This window comes from Vibrio sp. Y51_MX_L26 (genome assembly GCF_024181935.1).
Classification (GTDB): Bacteria; Pseudomonadota; Gammaproteobacteria; order Enterobacterales; family Vibrionaceae; genus Vibrio; species Vibrio diabolicus.
This window is the reverse complement of sequence record NZ_JAMZAS010000002.1, coordinates 229764-246945: the sequence shown is the minus strand read 5'-3', so window position 1 is coordinate 246945 and position 17182 is coordinate 229764. Positions and strand designations below refer to the sequence as shown.

17 protein-coding genes, 1 riboswitch and 1 other annotated feature are annotated in these 17182 nt (G+C 43.0%); of the genes, 5 read left to right on the top strand and 12 right to left on the bottom strand.

Annotated features, from left to right (window positions below; genetic code table 11):
- Positions 1-3 precede the first annotated feature (3 nt).
- The gene (gene hisG / locus NL645_RS07270) at positions 4-900 is read right to left on the bottom strand and encodes an ATP phosphoribosyltransferase (protein ID WP_005390869.1); all 897 of its coding nucleotides are present in this window, start codon (positions 898-900) and stop codon (positions 4-6) included.
- A 53-nt stretch (positions 901-953) separates the two neighbouring features.
- Positions 954-1091, bottom strand: a sequence feature (His leader region).
- Between the two features lie 365 nt (positions 1092-1456).
- On the opposite strand from hisG, the gene NL645_RS07265 reads away from it, so the two are divergent.
- The gene (locus tag NL645_RS07265) at positions 1457-2410 is read left to right on the top strand and encodes a sigma-54-dependent Fis family transcriptional regulator (RefSeq protein WP_005390867.1); all 954 of its coding nucleotides are present in this window, start codon (positions 1457-1459) and stop codon (positions 2408-2410) included.
- A gap of 324 nt (positions 2411-2734) precedes the next feature.
- Here NL645_RS07265 and tet(35) read toward each other — a convergent pair whose 3' ends face one another.
- Complete coding sequence (tet(35), locus tag NL645_RS07260; protein WP_005390865.1) at positions 2735-4336, bottom strand: tetracycline efflux Na+/H+ antiporter family transporter Tet(35); 1602 nt, start codon at positions 4334-4336, stop codon at positions 2735-2737.
- Between the two features lie 109 nt (positions 4337-4445).
- Positions 4446-4628: riboswitch (Lysine riboswitch) on the bottom strand.
- A gap of 582 nt (positions 4629-5210) precedes the next feature.
- Between tet(35) and NL645_RS07255 the strand changes: the two genes are divergently transcribed.
- Positions 5211-5618, top strand: coding sequence for an H-NS family nucleoid-associated regulatory protein (locus NL645_RS07255; protein ID WP_005390863.1), 408 nt, complete (start codon positions 5211-5213; stop codon positions 5616-5618).
- Positions 5619-5747: 129 nt separating this feature from the next.
- On the opposite strand, the gene NL645_RS07250 is transcribed toward NL645_RS07255, so the two are convergent.
- A complete protein-coding gene (locus NL645_RS07250; RefSeq protein ID WP_005390861.1) occupies positions 5748-7052 on the bottom strand; it encodes an inosine/guanosine kinase in 1305 nt (434 codons plus the stop codon).
- A 117-nt stretch (positions 7053-7169) separates the two neighbouring features.
- On the bottom strand, positions 7170-7439 hold the full coding sequence (locus NL645_RS07245) for a hypothetical protein (RefSeq protein WP_005390859.1): 270 nt from the start codon (positions 7437-7439) through the stop codon (positions 7170-7172).
- 188 nt (positions 7440-7627) lie between these two features.
- On the opposite strand from NL645_RS07245, the gene mnmA reads away from it, so the two are divergent.
- The 3 genes from mnmA to purB all read left to right on the top strand — a co-directional run bounded on the left by mnmA (position 7628) and on the right by purB (position 10898).
- Positions 7628-8752, top strand: coding sequence for a tRNA 2-thiouridine(34) synthase MnmA (mnmA, locus tag NL645_RS07240; protein ID WP_005390857.1), 1125 nt, complete (start codon positions 7628-7630; stop codon positions 8750-8752).
- 10 nt (positions 8753-8762) lie between these two features.
- The gene (gene hflD / locus NL645_RS07235; RefSeq protein ID WP_046874772.1) at positions 8763-9380 is read left to right on the top strand and encodes a high frequency lysogenization protein HflD; all 618 of its coding nucleotides are present in this window, start codon (positions 8763-8765) and stop codon (positions 9378-9380) included.
- Positions 9381-9527: 147 nt separating this feature from the next.
- A complete protein-coding gene (purB, locus tag NL645_RS07230) occupies positions 9528-10898 on the top strand; it encodes an adenylosuccinate lyase (protein ID WP_005390853.1) in 1371 nt (456 codons plus the stop codon).
- A 115-nt stretch (positions 10899-11013) separates the two neighbouring features.
- Here purB and NL645_RS07225 read toward each other — a convergent pair whose 3' ends face one another.
- The 8 genes from NL645_RS07225 to NL645_RS07190 are packed head-to-tail and all read right to left on the bottom strand — an operon-like array spanning position 11014 to position 17153.
- Positions 11014-11535, bottom strand: a complete 522-nt coding sequence (locus tag NL645_RS07225) for a DUF3833 domain-containing protein (RefSeq protein ID WP_047008804.1) — start codon at positions 11533-11535, stop codon at positions 11014-11016.
- Between the two features lie 11 nt (positions 11536-11546).
- The gene (locus NL645_RS07220; RefSeq protein ID WP_046874770.1) at positions 11547-12140 is read right to left on the bottom strand and encodes a chalcone isomerase family protein; all 594 of its coding nucleotides are present in this window, start codon (positions 12138-12140) and stop codon (positions 11547-11549) included.
- A complete protein-coding gene (locus NL645_RS07215) occupies positions 12100-12612 on the bottom strand; it encodes a DUF2878 domain-containing protein (RefSeq protein ID WP_046874769.1) in 513 nt (170 codons plus the stop codon). Before NL645_RS07215 ends, NL645_RS07220 begins: the two co-directional genes overlap by 41 nt.
- A gap of 6 nt (positions 12613-12618) precedes the next feature.
- Positions 12619-13875: a cyclopropane-fatty-acyl-phospholipid synthase family protein gene (locus tag NL645_RS07210; RefSeq protein WP_253651489.1), complete on the bottom strand. Its 1257-nt coding sequence runs from the start codon at positions 13873-13875 to the stop codon at positions 12619-12621.
- Positions 13869-14687 carry a DUF1365 domain-containing protein gene (locus NL645_RS07205; protein ID WP_065645363.1) on the bottom strand — a complete coding sequence of 273 codons (819 nt, stop codon included), beginning with the start codon at positions 14685-14687 and terminating at the stop codon, positions 13869-13871. Before NL645_RS07205 ends, NL645_RS07210 begins: the two co-directional genes overlap by 7 nt.
- A gap of 1 nt (position 14688) precedes the next feature.
- The gene (locus tag NL645_RS07200; protein ID WP_074191108.1) at positions 14689-15999 is read right to left on the bottom strand and encodes an NAD(P)/FAD-dependent oxidoreductase; all 1311 of its coding nucleotides are present in this window, start codon (positions 15997-15999) and stop codon (positions 14689-14691) included.
- 12 nt (positions 16000-16011) lie between these two features.
- Entirely contained in the window at positions 16012-16737 is a 726-nt protein-coding gene (locus tag NL645_RS07195; RefSeq protein ID WP_253651488.1) for an SDR family oxidoreductase, read from the bottom strand.
- Positions 16734-17153: a nuclear transport factor 2 family protein gene (locus NL645_RS07190; protein ID WP_253651487.1), complete on the bottom strand. Its 420-nt coding sequence runs from the start codon at positions 17151-17153 to the stop codon at positions 16734-16736. The genes NL645_RS07195 and NL645_RS07190 overlap by 4 nt, the downstream gene beginning before the upstream one ends.
- Between the last annotated feature and the right edge of the window lie 29 nt (positions 17154-17182).

Sequence of the window (17182 nt, the reverse complement as noted above, 5' to 3'; positions counted from 1 at the left end):
TGTTTACTCCATCATTTTTTCAATTGGTAGCACTAGGATTGAGCTAGCGCCTAACTCTTTTAGCTGTTCCATGGTTTCCCAGAACAGGTTTTCAGAACTCACTAAGTGAACAGCCATTTTCTGCTTATCTGCAGAAAGAGGAAGAACCGTAGGATCCTCAGCACCAGGAAGTAGTGCTTTGATTTGATCGAGCTTTTCAGCTGGCGCGTGAAGCATGATGTACTTAGACTCTTTCGCTTGTTGTACGCCTTGCATGCGAGTCAGTAGTTTTTCAATCAGTGCTGTTTTGTCTGCATCAAACTCACCGATACGTTGAATCAGCGTCGCTTTAGATTTAAAGATCACTTCCGCTTCTTTTAAGCCATTCGCTTCTAACGTTGCGCCAGTCGATACCAAATCAGCAATAGCGTCAGCTAGACCTGCGCGAGGTGCAACTTCTACAGAGCCCGTTAGCATACATGTGGAGAATGGAACGCCTGCTTCATCCATGTAAGCTTTTAGGAGTTGAGGGTAAGTTGTGGCAATACGCTTACCGGCTAAGTCTTGTGGACCGTTGTACTCTTCATCCTTGTCGATAGCGATAGACAAGCGACAACCGCCAAAGTCAAGTCGACGAAGTTGTACAAACTCACATGGTTCACCCAGAGCTTTACGATCTAGACGAACTTCTTCCAATTCATTTTCACCAATGAAACCTAAGTCAACAACACCATCCATGATCAAGCCAGGGATGTCATCGTCACGAACCAAAAGCAAATCAATTGGCATGTTCTCCGAGTGAACCACTAAACGCTCACCCATTACATTAAATTTTACGCCGCACTGTTTTAGCAGAGCTTGGCTCTCTTTGCTAAGGCGACCTTTTTTCTGAATTGCGATTCTTAAGCGTTGTGTTTGCATTGCTTTTTCCCTGTGCAAGATTTTGATATCTAAGTAATTTTTGAATTAATAAAACTAAAAAACCCTCGAGAGATTGGAGTCTCCCGAGGGTTTAAAATCTGCTTTTACTTTGATTTCACCTCCGGGAGTTTCCTGCCTCCCGGGTATGCGTGCATCGCCCGAAAGACTAGATTGGGTGATGATGGTGATGAATGTTCATTACAAAATTACGCATACTTATTTAAGGCTCTATTGAGTTGCTTCGTTAGTAACCACACTAACCAAGGATTCTATATTTTTCAATACTGAATTTAGCATTTTCTAACTATTTTTTATAATAGCTTGATTTTAAAGGATTTAAATTTAATTTCAGTTGAGTATATGGGTAGAAATTAGGTTTCTATTCAACCCTATTCTTAAAGAAAAAGAAGAATAGTATGAATTTTCATCAAAACAACTATTTAGATCTCACCGCTCTTAGTAATTGACATCATTCTCAATAAAGAGACATCCACTCACGTTTGAGACGACTCATTCAAAACTATTATTTGAGTGGGGCAAAAAATAGTGATTAACCATGAAACTGCGTAACGGTAGTAACAAACAAGCTGTGGATTTCAGCGATACAACACTATACCCATTAATCGGCAATAGTGCATGTATCCAAGAACTTCGCACGGCAATCCAAAAGTACGCTCAATGTGATGCTGAAGTACTCATTCAGGGTGAAACAGGGGTGGGCAAAGGTCTCTGTGCTCGTCTTATTCATCAGTTGTCGAACAGACACTCGGCACCTTTTGTTGAAGTTAACTGCGGCGCAATTCCAAGTGGTCTTATTGCGTCCGAACTTTTCGGTCACGAAAAAGGAGCATTTACAGGAGCGATTTCAGATCGTATCGGTTTTATTCAAAAAGCACATAAAGGTACCCTATTCCTAGATGAGATTGGTGATATGCCGCCGGATCTACAAATCCACCTTCTGCACTTTTTAGAGAGTAAGCAAATCCATAAAGTCGGCGCTGATAAATTCATTGACGTGGACTGTAGAGTCATTGCTGCGAGCCACGTGGATTTGAAAAATGAGGTTGTACAAGGTGGATTCCGTGAAGATTTATTCTATCGGCTTAATATCTTGCCATTAACTATTCCTCCACTGAGAAAGCGTGGGAAAGATATCCTCATGTTATCAGAACACTTCTTGACAGATTTGTCTCATGGTCAGGTACAAAAAATGTCGGATAAAGTGAAAGCCAAGCTCCTCAAGCATCGTTGGCCAGGTAACGTAAGAGAACTGCGAAATGTAATTCAACGAGCGATTGTCATGTGTGAAGATCACACGCTTCTCGTCGCTGACTTGGGCCTTGATAATAATGAAAGGCAATTACTCCCTTCAGTGGACCAAATTGATCTCGACTACCTACTGCAAGCTATCGAAGAAAATAAGCACAATATGAGTGCGGCTGCACGTCATCTTGGTATTTCAAGAACAACGCTTTATCGCCTAATAAAGAAATACAACTTAAATGTTTAGTTGCTGTACAGGTGTAACGTGACACTGTGTAACAGACAACACATCATATATCATTTACTTAGCCCCTCATCATAAACCTCTTGATATTACCGCCTTTAAAATCAACAACTTAAACTAGGCACAGTCTTTGCTTGGAGCTAAGAAGAAGTCGGTTGATAGATTTTCTATCACAGCACAGAAAGGAGTGCTCAGAACACAAATAGCTCGCTTTAACACGAAACGATTATCCCCAAAAACGCGATTGCCCCCCTCACCTAAATCGCGTTAAAAAAAGCTCCGCTAAATTTAGCGGAGCTTCCTCTTTATTAAAAACACTGAGCTGTACTAGACATTTTGACACGATGCCATTTTAGACTTCGACAACCAAGAAAGTGCTCCACATACAATAATAAATGTGATTGATGCAGCGATGAATGAGAATGCAATTGACGCAGTCATCCCCAAAGTAATGAAGCCAACACAGGAAACTAGCGCCACGGACAATGCATAAGGCAACTGGGTCGATACGTGATCAATATGATTACAACGTGCACCAGTCGACGACAGAATAGTGGTATCGGAGATAGGTGAACAATGGTCACCAAAAACGGCACCGGCTAAAACTGCACTTAGCATTGGGAGCATTAGCGCAAGATCGGTTGCACCAGCCATATCACCCGCGATTGGAAGCATAATGCCGAACGTCCCCCAAGAAGTACCGGTTGAAAATGCCATTAGACCAGACAACAAGAATAGGATAACCGGTAGCCAATGTGGATTGATATTGCCCTGCGCCATTGTAGAAAGGTAAGAACCCGTCTTCATGTCACCGATAACCGAACCGATAGTCCAGGCAAATACCAGGATTAGAATCGCGCCAAACATAGACTTCGCACCAATCCAAAGTGTGCGTGCAATTTCACCCATTGGAAGACCTTGCTTCACAACAGTAAACAGTGCAACTGCTAAGCCAAGCAAGCTACCGTAGATTAGTGATGTACCTACATCTGTATTTTCAAACGCACCTAGAAGCGCAAACTCTTTGCCGTCAGCAGCCAATGCTTGGCCACCCGTGTAAAGCATAGAAGCGATAGTCGCAATAATCAGCGTCACGATAGGAAGTACCAAGTCTGACACTTTACCCTTTTCGCTTTCACGGATATCTAGCTCTTCGTTTAGATCATGCGCTTCTTGCGAGTCGTTTTCTTTGTCTTTATCAAAGCCGCGACCTTGAGATGCAGAGATTTCATGCTCACGCATCTTACCGATATCGAGGCCAAACCACGCCACAGCAAACACCATAAGCAGTGCAAAAACTGCATAGAAGTTCATTGGAATAAGACGAACGTACGCGCCAAGAGCCGAATACTCAGTGATCCCATGTGAGACTAAGATACCGCCGATAATCGTAATAATGTAAGCACCCCAGCTAGAAGCAGGCATGATCACACACATTGGTGCAGCAGTTGAGTCTAGAATGTATGCAAGCTTCGCGCGAGACACATAAAAACGATCGGTCACTGGACGAGAAATGGCACCAACAGCAAGACTGTTAAAGTAATCGTCGACAAAAATGAATACGCCTAAAAAGGCAGCAAGAAGTTTGGAGCCGCGTTTACTCTTCACTCGAGATTGTGCCCATTCGGCAAATGCACGAGTACCACCAGATAGCGTTAATAATGCAGTTGTCATACCTAATAAGATTAGGAAACCAACAATGCTCATGTTCCAAGTGTTAATTCCGCCATCTTCAATAAAGACAGAAGAAACTTGAGAACTCACGTAACTAACGGTATCACCGATAGACCAGCTATTAAGTAGAACCGCACCCAGCACGATACCTACACCTAAGGAAACTAATACACGTCGAGTCAAGATCGCCAAAGTCAAAGCGACAATAGGTGGCAATAATGAAACAGGAGAACTAGAAAAATCTATTAAATTCATGATCTTCAAAAACCAAAGTTTGGCTAGAGATCTACTGCAGACAAGTCACGTAGCATACGATACGTGCTCATGTTGAACTTAGCGACAGGGAAGCGAACACTCCACCCAACCCTACAGTAGCGCTCCATAGTTTAATGTGAATATATACTATGGCAGTGTTGTTCCTTTCAGATACAACCCCAGCAAGTAACTTTGATGAGTTACTTACTTCGGCAATCTTCGCCTTCCACTATTATTCATTGGCATCACCCCAATAATAGCTACTCTTCGAGACCGCGCCTCTACGGCAACAACAAACAATTAACCACTAACTGTACAAATTAACAACAAATTGTCTGCAATATTGCATCAGGTAGCAGCCATTGTACTTATGATGAGAGTCAATGCAACACATCAAACTAAATTAAACAAATAAATAATGACTGAGATAATTTATAAACCTTGTCTACTTCAAGTTAGTTTTGTGCAACTGAAATCACATCAATTTTGTTATTTATGAAACATTATTACTACCTTAAAAATATCATGGTTTATCTTGTATCAATAAATTAAGGATATATGACACTCCATCAAAGATGGACGCTTCATATTTTTAAGTAATAACTCAACTTTTTTTATAAAAACCAAGCTAGCTCTACCTCTATACAATAACGAGTGTTGATTTCAATTCTCATCTAATAAGATTTATTTCGAGTGTAATAATATTTATTGCTTTAAAAAAATAGCTAAATTTAAACAAAATCTTGATTTAGTATTTGCACATAAGGAAAAGATAAAGTTAAATATAAGGACTCTTTGTTTATTTATAGATTGGCATTATTTAATCGTAACGATAAAAAGTGCCCAACACATTAACCTTTTAATAGGAATCGTTATGTCAGAGCTGACTAAAACCCTTCTAAATATCCGTAGCCTTCGTGCATTTTCTCGTGAGCTGACTCTAGAACAATTGGAAGAAGCTCTAGATAAACTAACTACTGTCGTAGAAGAGCGTCGTGAAGCAGAAGAAGCAGAACGTGCAGCACAAGCTGAGCAAGAAGCTAAGCTAGCAGAGATCGCAGAGAAAATTGCTCAAGACGGTATTGACGTAGAAGCGCTTATTACTGCGCTATCTGGCGAAACTAAGACGAAAGGCAAAGCGAAGCGTGCACCTCGTCCAGCTAAATACAAATACACAGACTCAAACGGTAATGAGAAGACTTGGACAGGCCAAGGTCGTACACCTTCTGCAATTCAAGAGCAACTTGATGCAGGTAAATCTCTGGATGATTTCCTGATCTAAATTCGCGCTATTTTTTAAAAGGCTCCCAATGGGAGCCTTTTTTATTTGGTTCATTACAAATAAAAAAAGGCGCATTAAAAAATGCGCCTTTTACTTTAGTTATAGAATGGTTAATTAAACTACTGTGTATTAACGTTCCCAGTATGCTTCTTCTAGGCTATCTTCTCGCTCAGGAAGCCCACGTGACAAACGTGGAGAGTGTTGCACGAGAACTTCGTAGCTCGCACGGTTTGCGTATTTACATACTTGAGAAAAAGAAGAGTAAGTTAAATATTCGTTACTGTGCTTGCTTGAATTAGGCACATTTTCTTTATGGTATTTGTTTGCCGCCATATCATGAAGAACAGCAGATAACGCAGCATCACCTGCACCATTGGTATTCTTGATTTTTTCTGGACCACCCATATATGGCGAGATATGTGAGTACACTTTTATTGGTGTTTCACATGTATCTTTTTTCGCCGGACGACTAAATTCATAGCGATTAAATTCAGCGATTGACCCCGGAAGTAATGGCAAAGAAGTTTCGCGCTTCGCGCTGTCTTCCGTATAACCCGCCATAAATAGGCCTACAGGCCCCGCGGTGCACAATACTAGATCTGCCCACTCCAGTGTTTTATCAGATGCAGCAAGTGGGTCTGACTCACCCGTCAGTGCTTCTGCTTCATCTTCATTCATCGCAACGACTGAAACGTTATCTCGAATGAATTCTTGCCAATATTTCGGGTCATCTTGAATAACGAACTTCGTCCCAAGAGTCAGAACAACAGGTACATCATTCTTTTTCGCGTACTCAATCGCTTTCATTGTTGCTTCAGGCATTGGGTCGCCTTCTTTACAACGTACTAAATATGACGTTAGTACAAGCGCCGATGCATTTTTAAAGATTTTTTCTGGAATGCTATCAGGATGCAGTTGGTTCATTTGCCCTTCACTGATCGCAAAAGTACGTTCACCATCTTCTGTAATAAGAGCGAAACAACGACCGATAGCGCCATCAACACCTTGTAGATAGTTCAAGTCCATGCGGCTTGATGTATTACAAAGGTAACGGTAGCCATAGCTGCCAATTTTGATATCCTGGCTCATCACTCCAAGCAGCGTAGAGCGATCATCTGCTAGCACAGAGTAGTTGTGTAGCGTGTTACCAATTGTGCCACCCGCATACTCATTGGTAATTAAGTTCTCTTCTTTAAGTTGCTGGTACAACTCTTCTGCTCTTTCGTCATCAATAACCAAAGAGTGACCTTTACTCAGACCGTACTTTTCAATCACATCCGTTGTAACTTTAGCTTCAATATCAACCAAAGTTTGGTCAATACCAATGATGTGAGTGCGCGTCATCTTCTTGCTTTCTTGTGCTTGGCTCACCAGCGGGTCACGAGCATGAACAGGAAAATAGTGCTTCGATTTGCGTTGTCCAGGAAATTTCATATTGTCAGTCTGAGTAAGGGGATGAAAAGGAGAACGGATTCTATACCGCTAATAATAAAGCGGCAATAAAAGCAATTATAGCAAACGTTTGCTAGCCACTTTTTTCTTCTAGACTCCTTATTCACCTTCCATAAAACTTAGATCTGGCAGTTGCTCAAGGTGCTCGCAGTAACGCTTTAGGTTGAACTCACCTTCATTTTTCATCACATCGAAAATTTCAATCGACATGGCACATGCCATCATTGCAACCGCTTCTTCTCTAGGTGTCCCTGTCATCATTAAGCGCATTAGCGTCTCTTTAACTTTTAATGGATTGCCGTCCTCAAGTTGGTTTTCAACAATTTCAATCAACTCGGCTTCTTGCATAAACTGGTTTTCTTCGGTCATTTGGACTTTCCTCTTGGATTTTTGCCAACTATGCCATATATACCTCTTCTATACTTGCGAAATTGCCCGTTCGAATTTCTGTTGAAGAAAAATGCAGCGAAACGAATTGTGATTTCGATCTCGGATCTGTCACCGGTCTGTGGATTCTGATAGAATCTGCATCCCGTTTATTTAAGTGGTGTTTAGTAATGTCTGATAACAGCCAAAAGAAAGTCATCGTCGGTATGTCCGGCGGCGTTGATTCATCTGTTTCTGCGTATCTTCTCAAGCAACAAGGCTACCAAGTAGAAGGCCTGTTCATGAAGAACTGGGAAGAAGATGACAACGAAGAATATTGTACAGCAGCAGAAGATCTTGCTGATGCTCAGGCAGTATGTGACAAGCTAGGCATTCATCTACACACCATCAACTTTGCTGCCGAATACTGGGATAACGTATTTGAGTACTTCCTTGCTGAATACAAAGCGGGTCGTACACCGAACCCTGACATTCTTTGTAACAAAGAAATCAAGTTCAAAGCATTCCTAGAATTCGCTGATGAAGTGCTTGATGCTGACTACATTGCAATGGGTCACTACGTACGTCGCTCTTTCCCGGATAACGGTGAGAAACCAGCGATGTTGCGTGGCCTAGATGGCAACAAAGACCAGAGCTACTTTCTATATACACTAAGCCACGAACAAATTGGCCGTAGCCTCTTCCCTGTTGGTGATTTAGAGAAACCTGAAGTACGCCGTATTGCGGAAGAGCAAGGTTTAGTAACAGCGAAGAAGAAAGACTCGACAGGTATTTGTTTCATCGGTGAGCGTAAATTTACCGACTTTCTAGGTCGTTACCTTCCTGCTCAGCCTGGTAATATCGAAACGCCAGAAGGCGAAGTGATCGGTCAACACCAAGGTTTGATGTACCACACACTAGGTCAGCGTAAAGGTCTACACATCGGTGGCCGTAAAGGCGGCGGTGGTAATGAAGAGCCGTGGTTTGTTGGTGAAAAAGACCTAGAGCGTAACGTGCTAATCGCAGTCCAAGGTAAAGACCACCCGATGCTAAAATCAGAAGGTCTACTTGCGTCACAACTTCACTGGGTAGATCGTGAGCCAATTCGCGATGTTATGAAGTGCACAGTGAAAACTCGTTACCGTCAGGAAGATATTCCTTGTACAATCATCCCGATCGATGATGAAAACATTAAAGTGATCTTTGATGAACCACAAATTGCAGTGACGCCTGGTCAATCAGCAGTGTTTTATAAAGATGACGTATGTCTAGGTGGCGGCATCATCGAGCAACGCATTAAATATTCTCAAGCTTAGGAGTCGTTACGTGGCGAATACACTTTATGACCGTACTATCGCTTTCGCTGGTATTTGCCAAGCTGTCGCTTTGGTTCAACAAGTTGCGAGAAACGGGCATTGTGATCAAGATGCTTTTGAAACATCAATCAACGCTATTTTGAACACAAACCCTGCTAACACCGTTGGCGTATTCGGTCGCGAAGCCGATCTAAAGCTCGGTCTGGAGTGTCTGGTTAAAGGGATTGATAGCACCCCATCAGGCAGTGAGATCACTCGTTACATCATTAGCTTAATGGCACTAGAACGTAAGTTAAGCGCTCGCAACGATGCCATGTCCCAGCTTGGTGACCGTATCCAAATGGCCAAACGTCAGTCAGAGCATTTTGAACTGCTCGATGATCAAATGATCAGCAATTTAGCGAGCATCTACTTGGATGTTGTTAGCCCTATTGGACCACGCATTCAAGTAACAGGCACGCCTTCTGTACTGCAACAAACGGCCAGCCAACACAAAGTCCGTGCTCTACTGCTATCTGGCATTCGTAGTGCTGTTCTGTGGCGCCAAGTAGGCGGTAAACGTCGTCATCTAATTTTTGGCCGAAAGAAAATGGTCGAACAGGCTCAAATCCTGTTAGCCAGAATGTAGAATACTCTGCTAGCTCGCGTTTATCGCGAGCTACTTTTTTTCGAATAAAACAAATCCCGCGCAAACGTTTGCGCAATATTCGTGACAATTGCCACAGTTATTGGTATAACGCTCACGAAATTTAGAAACCCAATTCAGGAGAACATCATGGAACTGTCAGCATTGACTGCTGTTTCACCAGTAGACGGCCGTTACGGAAGTAAGACGATTGCGTTACGCGAAATTTTCAGCGAGTACGGTCTACTAAAATACCGTACTATCGTAGAAATTCGTTGGCTACAGAAGCTAGCGGCTACTGCTGAAATTGCAGAAGTGCCAGCATTCAGCGCAGAAGCTAACCAATTCCTAGACGACCTTGCTGCTAACTTCTCTGAAGAAGATGCACGCCGTATTAAAGAAATCGAGCGTACAACTAACCACGACGTTAAAGCGGTTGAGTACTTCTTAAAAGAGAAAGTAGCAGACGTTCCTGAACTGCACGCTGTTAATGAGTTCTTCCACTTTGCATGTACTTCTGAAGACATCAATAACACCTCTCATGCGTTAATGCTAAAAGAAGCACGTGAGCAAGTGATTCTTCCAGAAATCCGTAACCTAATTGACGCTATCAAAGCACTCGCAGTTGAATACCGCGACATTCCTCTTCTATCTCGTACACACGGCCAGCCTGCTTCTCCATCTACAATGGGTAAAGAAATGGCAAACGTGGCGTACCGTATGGAGCGTCAATTCAAGCAAATCGAAAACGTTGAGATCCTAGCGAAAATCAACGGTGCAGTAGGTAACTACAACGCACACCTTTCTGCTTACCCAGAGCTAGATTGGCACAAGTTCTCTGAAGAATTCATTACAGAGTCTCTAGGCGTAACTTGGAACCCTTACACAACACAAATCGAGCCGCATGATTACATCGCTGAGCTGTTCGACGCTATCGCTCGTTTCAACACTATCCTGATTGACTTCGATCGTGACGTTTGGGGTTACATTGCATTAGGCCACTTTAAGCAAAAAACCATTGCTGGTGAGATCGGTTCTTCAACAATGCCGCACAAAGTTAACCCAATCGACTTTGAAAACTCTGAAGGTAACCTAGGTCTTGCGAACGCAGTATTCGGCCACCTAGCACAAAAGCTGCCTATCTCTCGTTGGCAACGTGACCTGACTGACTCAACGGTTCTACGTAACCTTGGTGTTGGTGTTGGCTACGCAATCATCGCTTACACTTCTACGCTAAAAGGTATCAGCAAGCTAGAAGTAAACCGTGAAGCGCTTCTTGCTGAACTAGATAAAAACTGGGAAGTACTAGCAGAGCCAGTACAAACAGTTATGCGTCGTTACGGCATCGAGAAGCCATATGAGAAGCTAAAAGAGCTAACTCGTGGTAAGCGTGTAGACGGCGAAGCAATGCGCAACTTCATCGACGGGCTTGAGCTCCCTGAGCACGAGAAAGCACGTCTGAAAGAGATGACGCCAGCGAACTACATTGGTCAAGCGGTTGAGCTGACAGATAAGCTGTAATCACACCTTGATGATCTGCAATTGAAAAGGTTGACGTGAAAGCGTCAACCTTTTTAGTTAGGAAGAAATAATTTCGGTTATTTGGTAGTAATACAGAGGATAAACCCCTCAACTATTATGGCTGTTTTTGGAAGAATAAGGTTATTGTCCCGACCTCTATACCAAACTTTTTAATTTTGGTGAGGTTGAAAACATGCTTCTCGTCCTGACGATAAAGCCAATCATCAAAAGCGACCGTTACTGTTGAGTCATCCATTTGCAACTCAAAGTCATACCGCCACTGCAACGCATTGCCTTGCTCAGCCCCTGTTGCTACACCAATAATATCCTCTGCTTTACCTTCATAGCGTCCATCTTCTAATTTGGTAATAACCCAAATTCGCTGGTCAACTTCTCCATCATCAAACACAAAGTCTTCCACCAGCGTCAACGTGTTACCTTCCACAGTACCCACGATGTCGACTTCAAAACGACGAGTTTGTTGTTCAGTGTAATCTTGGACCATCCCCCACGCCTTTGTTTCGCCTTCAAAATAGCCGAATAAATCAAAAGTCGGTGTAGATGATTGATAATTATCGATACCTGCTGAGCATGCTGAAAGTAAGGCCGCAGCAGCCAAGGCGACTGATTTTAAAATTCGTTTAAGCACTATCTAACCTGCCCTATTAATTGTTTTCGAAGTTTTGGGAACTCTGTATTAGGTGACAACCATATAGACAAAAACGCATCGTTCATTCGCTCATCTTGAACGAAGCCGACTGTCTTGATTTGTGCAATGCCAGCTTGTCGGTAAAGAAGCTGACCAGTTTTACCATCGGTTAAGTAAGTAAGCTCATCCCCTTTTTTTATATCAGGGAACATACGGTTTAGTTCACTGATCCAACTTTTTCGATATGATTCAGTAAAACCAAGTTTTGCCCATTGCTCATCAGTTACATCAAGCAACTGCTGCTTGCTGATGTCTCTTTGATAGTTAATTTCCAATGCCAGAGGGTGTGGTGATACATCGCCATTTACAATGAACTTTCCATCGGGTGCTTTTAGTCGAGACTGATATATATCGAAGATGAACCATGTGAGTTGTGCCTCACCGACAGTTTTCCACCCCTCCCAACTCGACATCTTATCTGCGTTTTCACTGTTTCCAACTGGCTGAGCTTGTAGAGCAAAGGAGCCCATAACTACTAGAGAAGCAACTACCTTAATCAGCCTCTGGGTTAAATCTCTCTTCAAGCTTTTCATATCCGTATACCTTGAGTATCAAAAGCGTCATGGCAAACCATTCAGCAAATAGAATGACCAACGTAACGCTGGTATTAAATCCATATTCAACGACTTGGAGCTTGTAACCGGCGTAGTAACTGACGGTTCCTCCAACGCCACCTACAATTGATACGTAGATTTTTGGGAAACGGTACAAAACAGGCTTGAGCTGATAGGCATACCAAGAGAACAGAACCCAAAGGCACAACAACCAAATGGGTAACCATTGTGTTGGAAAGACAAAAACAGAAAACTGTTGATTGAGCGTATCGAGCACTACACCCGCCAAAACGATACTCGCGATGTGCTTCAAGGCAGAAGCGTCCGTCCTCCAACAATAGACAAGAGTAATAAATGTTAAGATCAGTGTTAGCCACTGCCATTGATAGGTCCCAAGCACTGCAGAGAACCAACAGAGCTGGAACCATGTAGAGGCAATCAGCAACTTCATAACGGTTTAAGGTCGCTGGAATGTCATGTGAACGGCACTGATACTTCGAGCTAAAAAGCCGCCTTCACAATAGCTCAGGTAATAGCGCCACATGCGGACAAAGCGGTCGTCATAACCGAGAGAGCGTACGTGCTCTTCAGCTTGATTAAATCTAGAGTGCCACTCGCTCAAGGTTTTCGCATAGTCCAAGCCAATATCAAATAAGTCTCTCACCACCAAGTCACTGTATTTGGTCGCAGCTTGAGTTAAAGATGTAACCGAAGGTAAGAACCCACCTGGAAAGATGTATTTCTGGATAAAGTCAACGTTGTTACTGTAGTAATCATAACGCTGGTCAGCGATAGTGATGGCTTGAATTGCCATTAAACCACCCGGCTTGAGTAATGATTGGCATTGCTTGATGTAGGAAGGCAAAAATTGTTTTCCAACCGCTTCGATCATTTCTATCGAGACTAACTTATCGTAGTGACCCGAAAGGTCTCGATAGTCTTGTTTTAATAGAGTGATCTTGTCGCCCAAATTTCGCTCTCTAATTTTTTGTTCAGCGTAAGCATGCTGCTCTTCAGAAATCGTCGTTGTCGTTACATGACAACCATATTGCTCTGCCATGTAAATGGCCATAGCCCCCCACCCTGTACCGATCTCAATCACTCGATCGGATGGTTGAAGCTCAAGTTGCTGGCACAAACGATCCATTTTGTTGATTTGCGCTTGTTCCAAAGTATCGTTGTCTTGCACATATAAGGCCGATGAGTACAGCATGTTGTCGTCTAAAAATGACTCGTACAAATTGTTGCCCAAGTCGTAATGCGCATGAATGTTTTTACGAGAGTTCTCTTGAGAATTGCGGTTGGTCCAATGACTGAACTTGTACAGTATTTTAGTCAGCCAACTTCCTTTCTCTTCAAGTTTATCTAGCGCTCGCATATTGAGAGCCATAAGTTTCATTAACGAGGTTAGATCCGGGCTGTCCCACCAACCATCCATATAAGCCTCACCCGCCGCAATGCTGCCACCTTGCAAGATTCGCGAGTAAAAGCCAGGATGCTTTACCTCAATCGTCGCCACAACAGGCTGACCGCTGTATTCACCGTTGGGCGCATTAAAGCGCTCGCTTCTTTCTTTCGTTTCCGTCTTAAAGCTTTCAATAACAGTTAAGCTGCCGATTTCCATTTTTTGCAGACATTGAAAAATAACTCCGCGAGCCGCCTTTTGTGTTGTCGTCAATTTGCGCGGCAATGTCATAGAACTGGTATTTAACATGCAGAATTCTCCTTGTGCTTTTTATTTTTTTTGTCTGTTTTTTTAGTGTCGGCTTCTATTTCGTCGTGTGTTGAATATTTAGGATGAGAATAAAAAGGCGCGCCTTTCACCCAAAGTTTTAATGCGTGCCAATAAATACCAACCATTACTTTTACCGTCTGTATTGGCGTAACGATCAAACACTTCGATAAGCTTTTGCTCGAAAACACTTGAGCTTTCATTGTCATCGTCGCATCAAAGTGCTTTTCGCTTTTGTGGCATTCAAGATGAATCCTTAACTTGTCCGTCAGTGGTTTAATCTTCCAGTGATACTGTTGGTCAATTGGATTAAACGGAGAAACATGAAAGGCTTTCTCTTGTTCCCATCCAAAGTTTTCATCGTTTTGCTCAGCAGCGACTGCGTAGTAATGACGCTCGTTCCAAGGTGTATTGCTGACTTCAGCTAAGAGGTATTTCCATTCCCCTTCTTTGTTATAAACGTAGTAGAAATTCACCGGACTAAAATAAAGTCCTAAATAGCGCAAATGACAAACAGCGATGACTTTGCCGGTACAACGAACACCTGTTAACTCTTCAATTTTGTCGTGCACGGCCACCTTTAAGCAGCCCTCACCAACATAGTCACTGCGTTTAAAGCGTGCCCAATGCCACCAACGAGAGCCAAAACCCCAAACTTTTTCCTCTAGTTTTTTTAGCTCATCGACGTCAATAGCTGGCATAAACAATGAGTAGTTCAATTCATGTTTTATCGGCGTGAACCTGCGATGTCGAACGTTGCCAACAAACAACTGGCTGTTCATTTGGCTATCCATATCACGCTGCACCTTTTTCTAAGTTGACAGCAGTTTGAACGCGATATTTCTCTTCAAGCCCTTTCACTACGTCCAATGCGCTGCGAACGCCATCCTCGTGGAAACCGTTGTACCAATAAGCGCCGCAGAACCAAGTATTGTTCAGCCCTTGCACCTCTTCTTTACGTTGCTGTGCAGCGATAGAGTCGGTGGAGAACACTGGATGGTGATAGGTAAACGTCCGTAATACTTTGCTCGGTTCGATCTGCTCAGTGCTATTTAGCGTGACACAGAATGTGTGCTCAGATTGAACATGTTGGAGAATATTCATGTTGTAAGTAAGCGAAGGGAGACGTTGCTGTTCGTCTTCACTGCCCTCCAGTAGGTAGTTCCACGAAGCCCACGCCGCTTTACGCTTTGGAAGTAAACTCGTATCAGTGTGAAGCACCACTTCATTCGCTTGATAAGCCATATTACCCAGCACCTCTTGCTCGACTGGGCTAATGTCACCTAACATGTTCATCGCTTGATCACTGTGACAAGCAAAGATGACATCATCAAACCAATGCATTTCACCGTTGACTTTTAAACCCACACCATTCTCACTACGTAGCACTTTTTCTACCGGACTATTGAGTCGAATTTTATCGATAAAACCTTGAGTCAAAGGTGGAATGTACTCACGAGAGCCACCTTTAATTACATACCATTGCGGCCTGTTAGTGACATCAAGCAATCCGTGATTTAAGAAAAAGCGAAGGAAAAACATCAGCGGAAATGCGCGCATATCCGCTAAAGTCGAAGACCAAATTGCAGCGCCCATCGGCAAAATGTAGTTATCTGAAAAGAAAGTACTGAAGTTGTGCTCATCAAGAAACTCACCTAGCGTCTGAGAATGACTCGATTGTTTGCTAGCGACGCTTTTGGCAAGTTTGTTGAAACGAAGGATCTCAAAGATAAAACGATAGAACTTAGGATTTACCCAATTGCGCTTTTGAGCAAATAATGTCGACACGGTGTGACCATTATATTCCAAGCCATTGCCGTCGTTTCTTACGCTGAAGCTCATCTGGGTTGGCAATCCTTCGACACCAATCTCGTTCATCATTTTGATGAAATTAGGATAAGTGCGATCGTTGTAAACGATAAATCCCGTATCAATCGCATATTCTTTACCATCGAGTTTTACATCCACCGTCGCGGTGTGCCCGCCAATGTAATCGTTAGCTTCAAATACGGTGACATCGTGCTCTTTATGTAGATAGTAACCACACGTAAGGCCAGAAATTCCGGTCCCCACAATCGCTATCTTCTTTCTTCCTGCTGTTTTCATTTTTATTCCTTCTTATGACACGAGTTTAGCAGTTAGGCGAGCTTGCCAACTGTATGGAAGTAACGAGATAAAACGTAAAATACTGGTAAACCTCGCGGGGAAATAGATGTGAGTCTTGTTGGCAGCCAACTGTTTTCTGATAGAGTTCGAGGCTTGCCGCGTAGAAATAATCATCGGCATTTCGAAGTCATTTTTGTCAGTTAACGGGGTTTCCACAAAGCCTGGGAACACGGTCACCACTTGAATGCCCTTCTTCTTCAAATCAACAGCTAATGTGCGAGCAAAGTAGCTCACAGCAGCCTTAGAAGCGCCGTAGGCTTCAGCCCTTGGCAACGCAACTTCTGAAGCAATAGAACCCACGATAACGATGCGATGCCCTTTATCTAAGTGTGGTTGGCAACCTTCTACGCAGTTAGCAACACCAACGACGTTTACATTCATCACACGCGCCATGAGTTTCGCGTCAACCACACCGTTATCCATATACTCACAATCCCCTGCATTAAAAACCCAGGTACTCGGCGTGAAAGGCAAACTGGACAGCGCATGCTGAGTTTGTTCATGGTTTGTCACGTCAAACTGTAATGTATGGATATTAGAAGAAGCAGCCCCCAATTCAGCAAGAACGTCTTTGTTTCGTCCACAAGCAATAACGCTCCAATCAGAGTTCGCGTAATCTAAAGCCAATTGCTTCCCTACTCCGGAGGTAGCGCCAGTGATTAAGATAGTATTGTTCATTGTCCTAACCTCTGCTTGATGGTTTTTACGACTGAGCCAAGTAAAGGTAAGTTTTCGTAAAGCACTTCTCCGAGATCAAAGTAATCTCGGTGATAAATAACTTGGCCTTCACTGAACTTAAGATGCGACACACCATTAACGAGAATAGGTGCACCTTTTTGAAGTTTGGGATGCTGAAGATCCATGGTCCACGTTAGGAAGCCAGTATCTCCGACTTGTTGATGTTCGTGGATAACAAAGTCACAGCTTATGACGTTGGCATATAATGATGTGAAGTAATCTGAAAGTGCAGGCCACCCTTCTAAACGATGAGCAGCATCTTCAAAGACGACATCTTGGTGATATGCGTCTTTAAGCAGATGTAAGTTCGCTTTATTCAGCTTTTGATAGATATTGCCAACAGACTGTATGTCCATGTGTTTACTCCTACATGCCCATCAAGTTG

What these genes read in the sequence shown, in the direction of transcription:
- NL645_RS07200 (WP_074191108.1), bottom strand. Translation starts at nt 15,999, where the DNA reads ATGAAAACAGCAGGAAGAAAGAAGATAGCGATTGTGGGGACCGGAATT.
- purB (WP_005390853.1), top strand. Translation starts at nt 9,528, where the DNA reads ATGGAACTGTCAGCATTGACTGCTGTTTCACCAGTAGACGGCCGTTAC.
- NL645_RS07265 (WP_005390867.1), top strand. Translation starts at nt 1,457, where the DNA reads ATGAAACTGCGTAACGGTAGTAACAAACAAGCTGTGGATTTCAGCGAT.
- NL645_RS07255 (WP_005390863.1), top strand. Translation starts at nt 5,211, where the DNA reads ATGTCAGAGCTGACTAAAACCCTTCTAAATATCCGTAGCCTTCGTGCA.
- NL645_RS07215 (WP_046874769.1), bottom strand. Translation starts at nt 12,612, where the DNA reads ATGAAGTTGCTGATTGCCTCTACATGGTTCCAGCTCTGTTGGTTCTCT.
- NL645_RS07205 (WP_065645363.1), bottom strand. Translation starts at nt 14,687, where the DNA reads ATGGATAGCCAAATGAACAGCCAGTTGTTTGTTGGCAACGTTCGACAT.
- hisG (WP_005390869.1), bottom strand. Translation starts at nt 900, where the DNA reads ATGCAAACACAACGCTTAAGAATCGCAATTCAGAAAAAAGGTCGCCTT.
- NL645_RS07195 (WP_253651488.1), bottom strand. Translation starts at nt 16,737, where the DNA reads ATGAACAATACTATCTTAATCACTGGCGCTACCTCCGGAGTAGGGAAG.
- NL645_RS07190 (WP_253651487.1), bottom strand. Translation starts at nt 17,153, where the DNA reads ATGGACATACAGTCTGTTGGCAATATCTATCAAAAGCTGAATAAAGCG.
- NL645_RS07250 (WP_005390861.1), bottom strand. Translation starts at nt 7,052, where the DNA reads ATGAAATTTCCTGGACAACGCAAATCGAAGCACTATTTTCCTGTTCAT.
- NL645_RS07220 (WP_046874770.1), bottom strand. Translation starts at nt 12,140, where the DNA reads ATGAAAAGCTTGAAGAGAGATTTAACCCAGAGGCTGATTAAGGTAGTT.
- NL645_RS07245 (WP_005390859.1), bottom strand. Translation starts at nt 7,439, where the DNA reads ATGACCGAAGAAAACCAGTTTATGCAAGAAGCCGAGTTGATTGAAATT.
- NL645_RS07210 (WP_253651489.1), bottom strand. Translation starts at nt 13,875, where the DNA reads ATGTTAAATACCAGTTCTATGACATTGCCGCGCAAATTGACGACAACA.
- mnmA (WP_005390857.1), top strand. Translation starts at nt 7,628, where the DNA reads ATGTCTGATAACAGCCAAAAGAAAGTCATCGTCGGTATGTCCGGCGGC.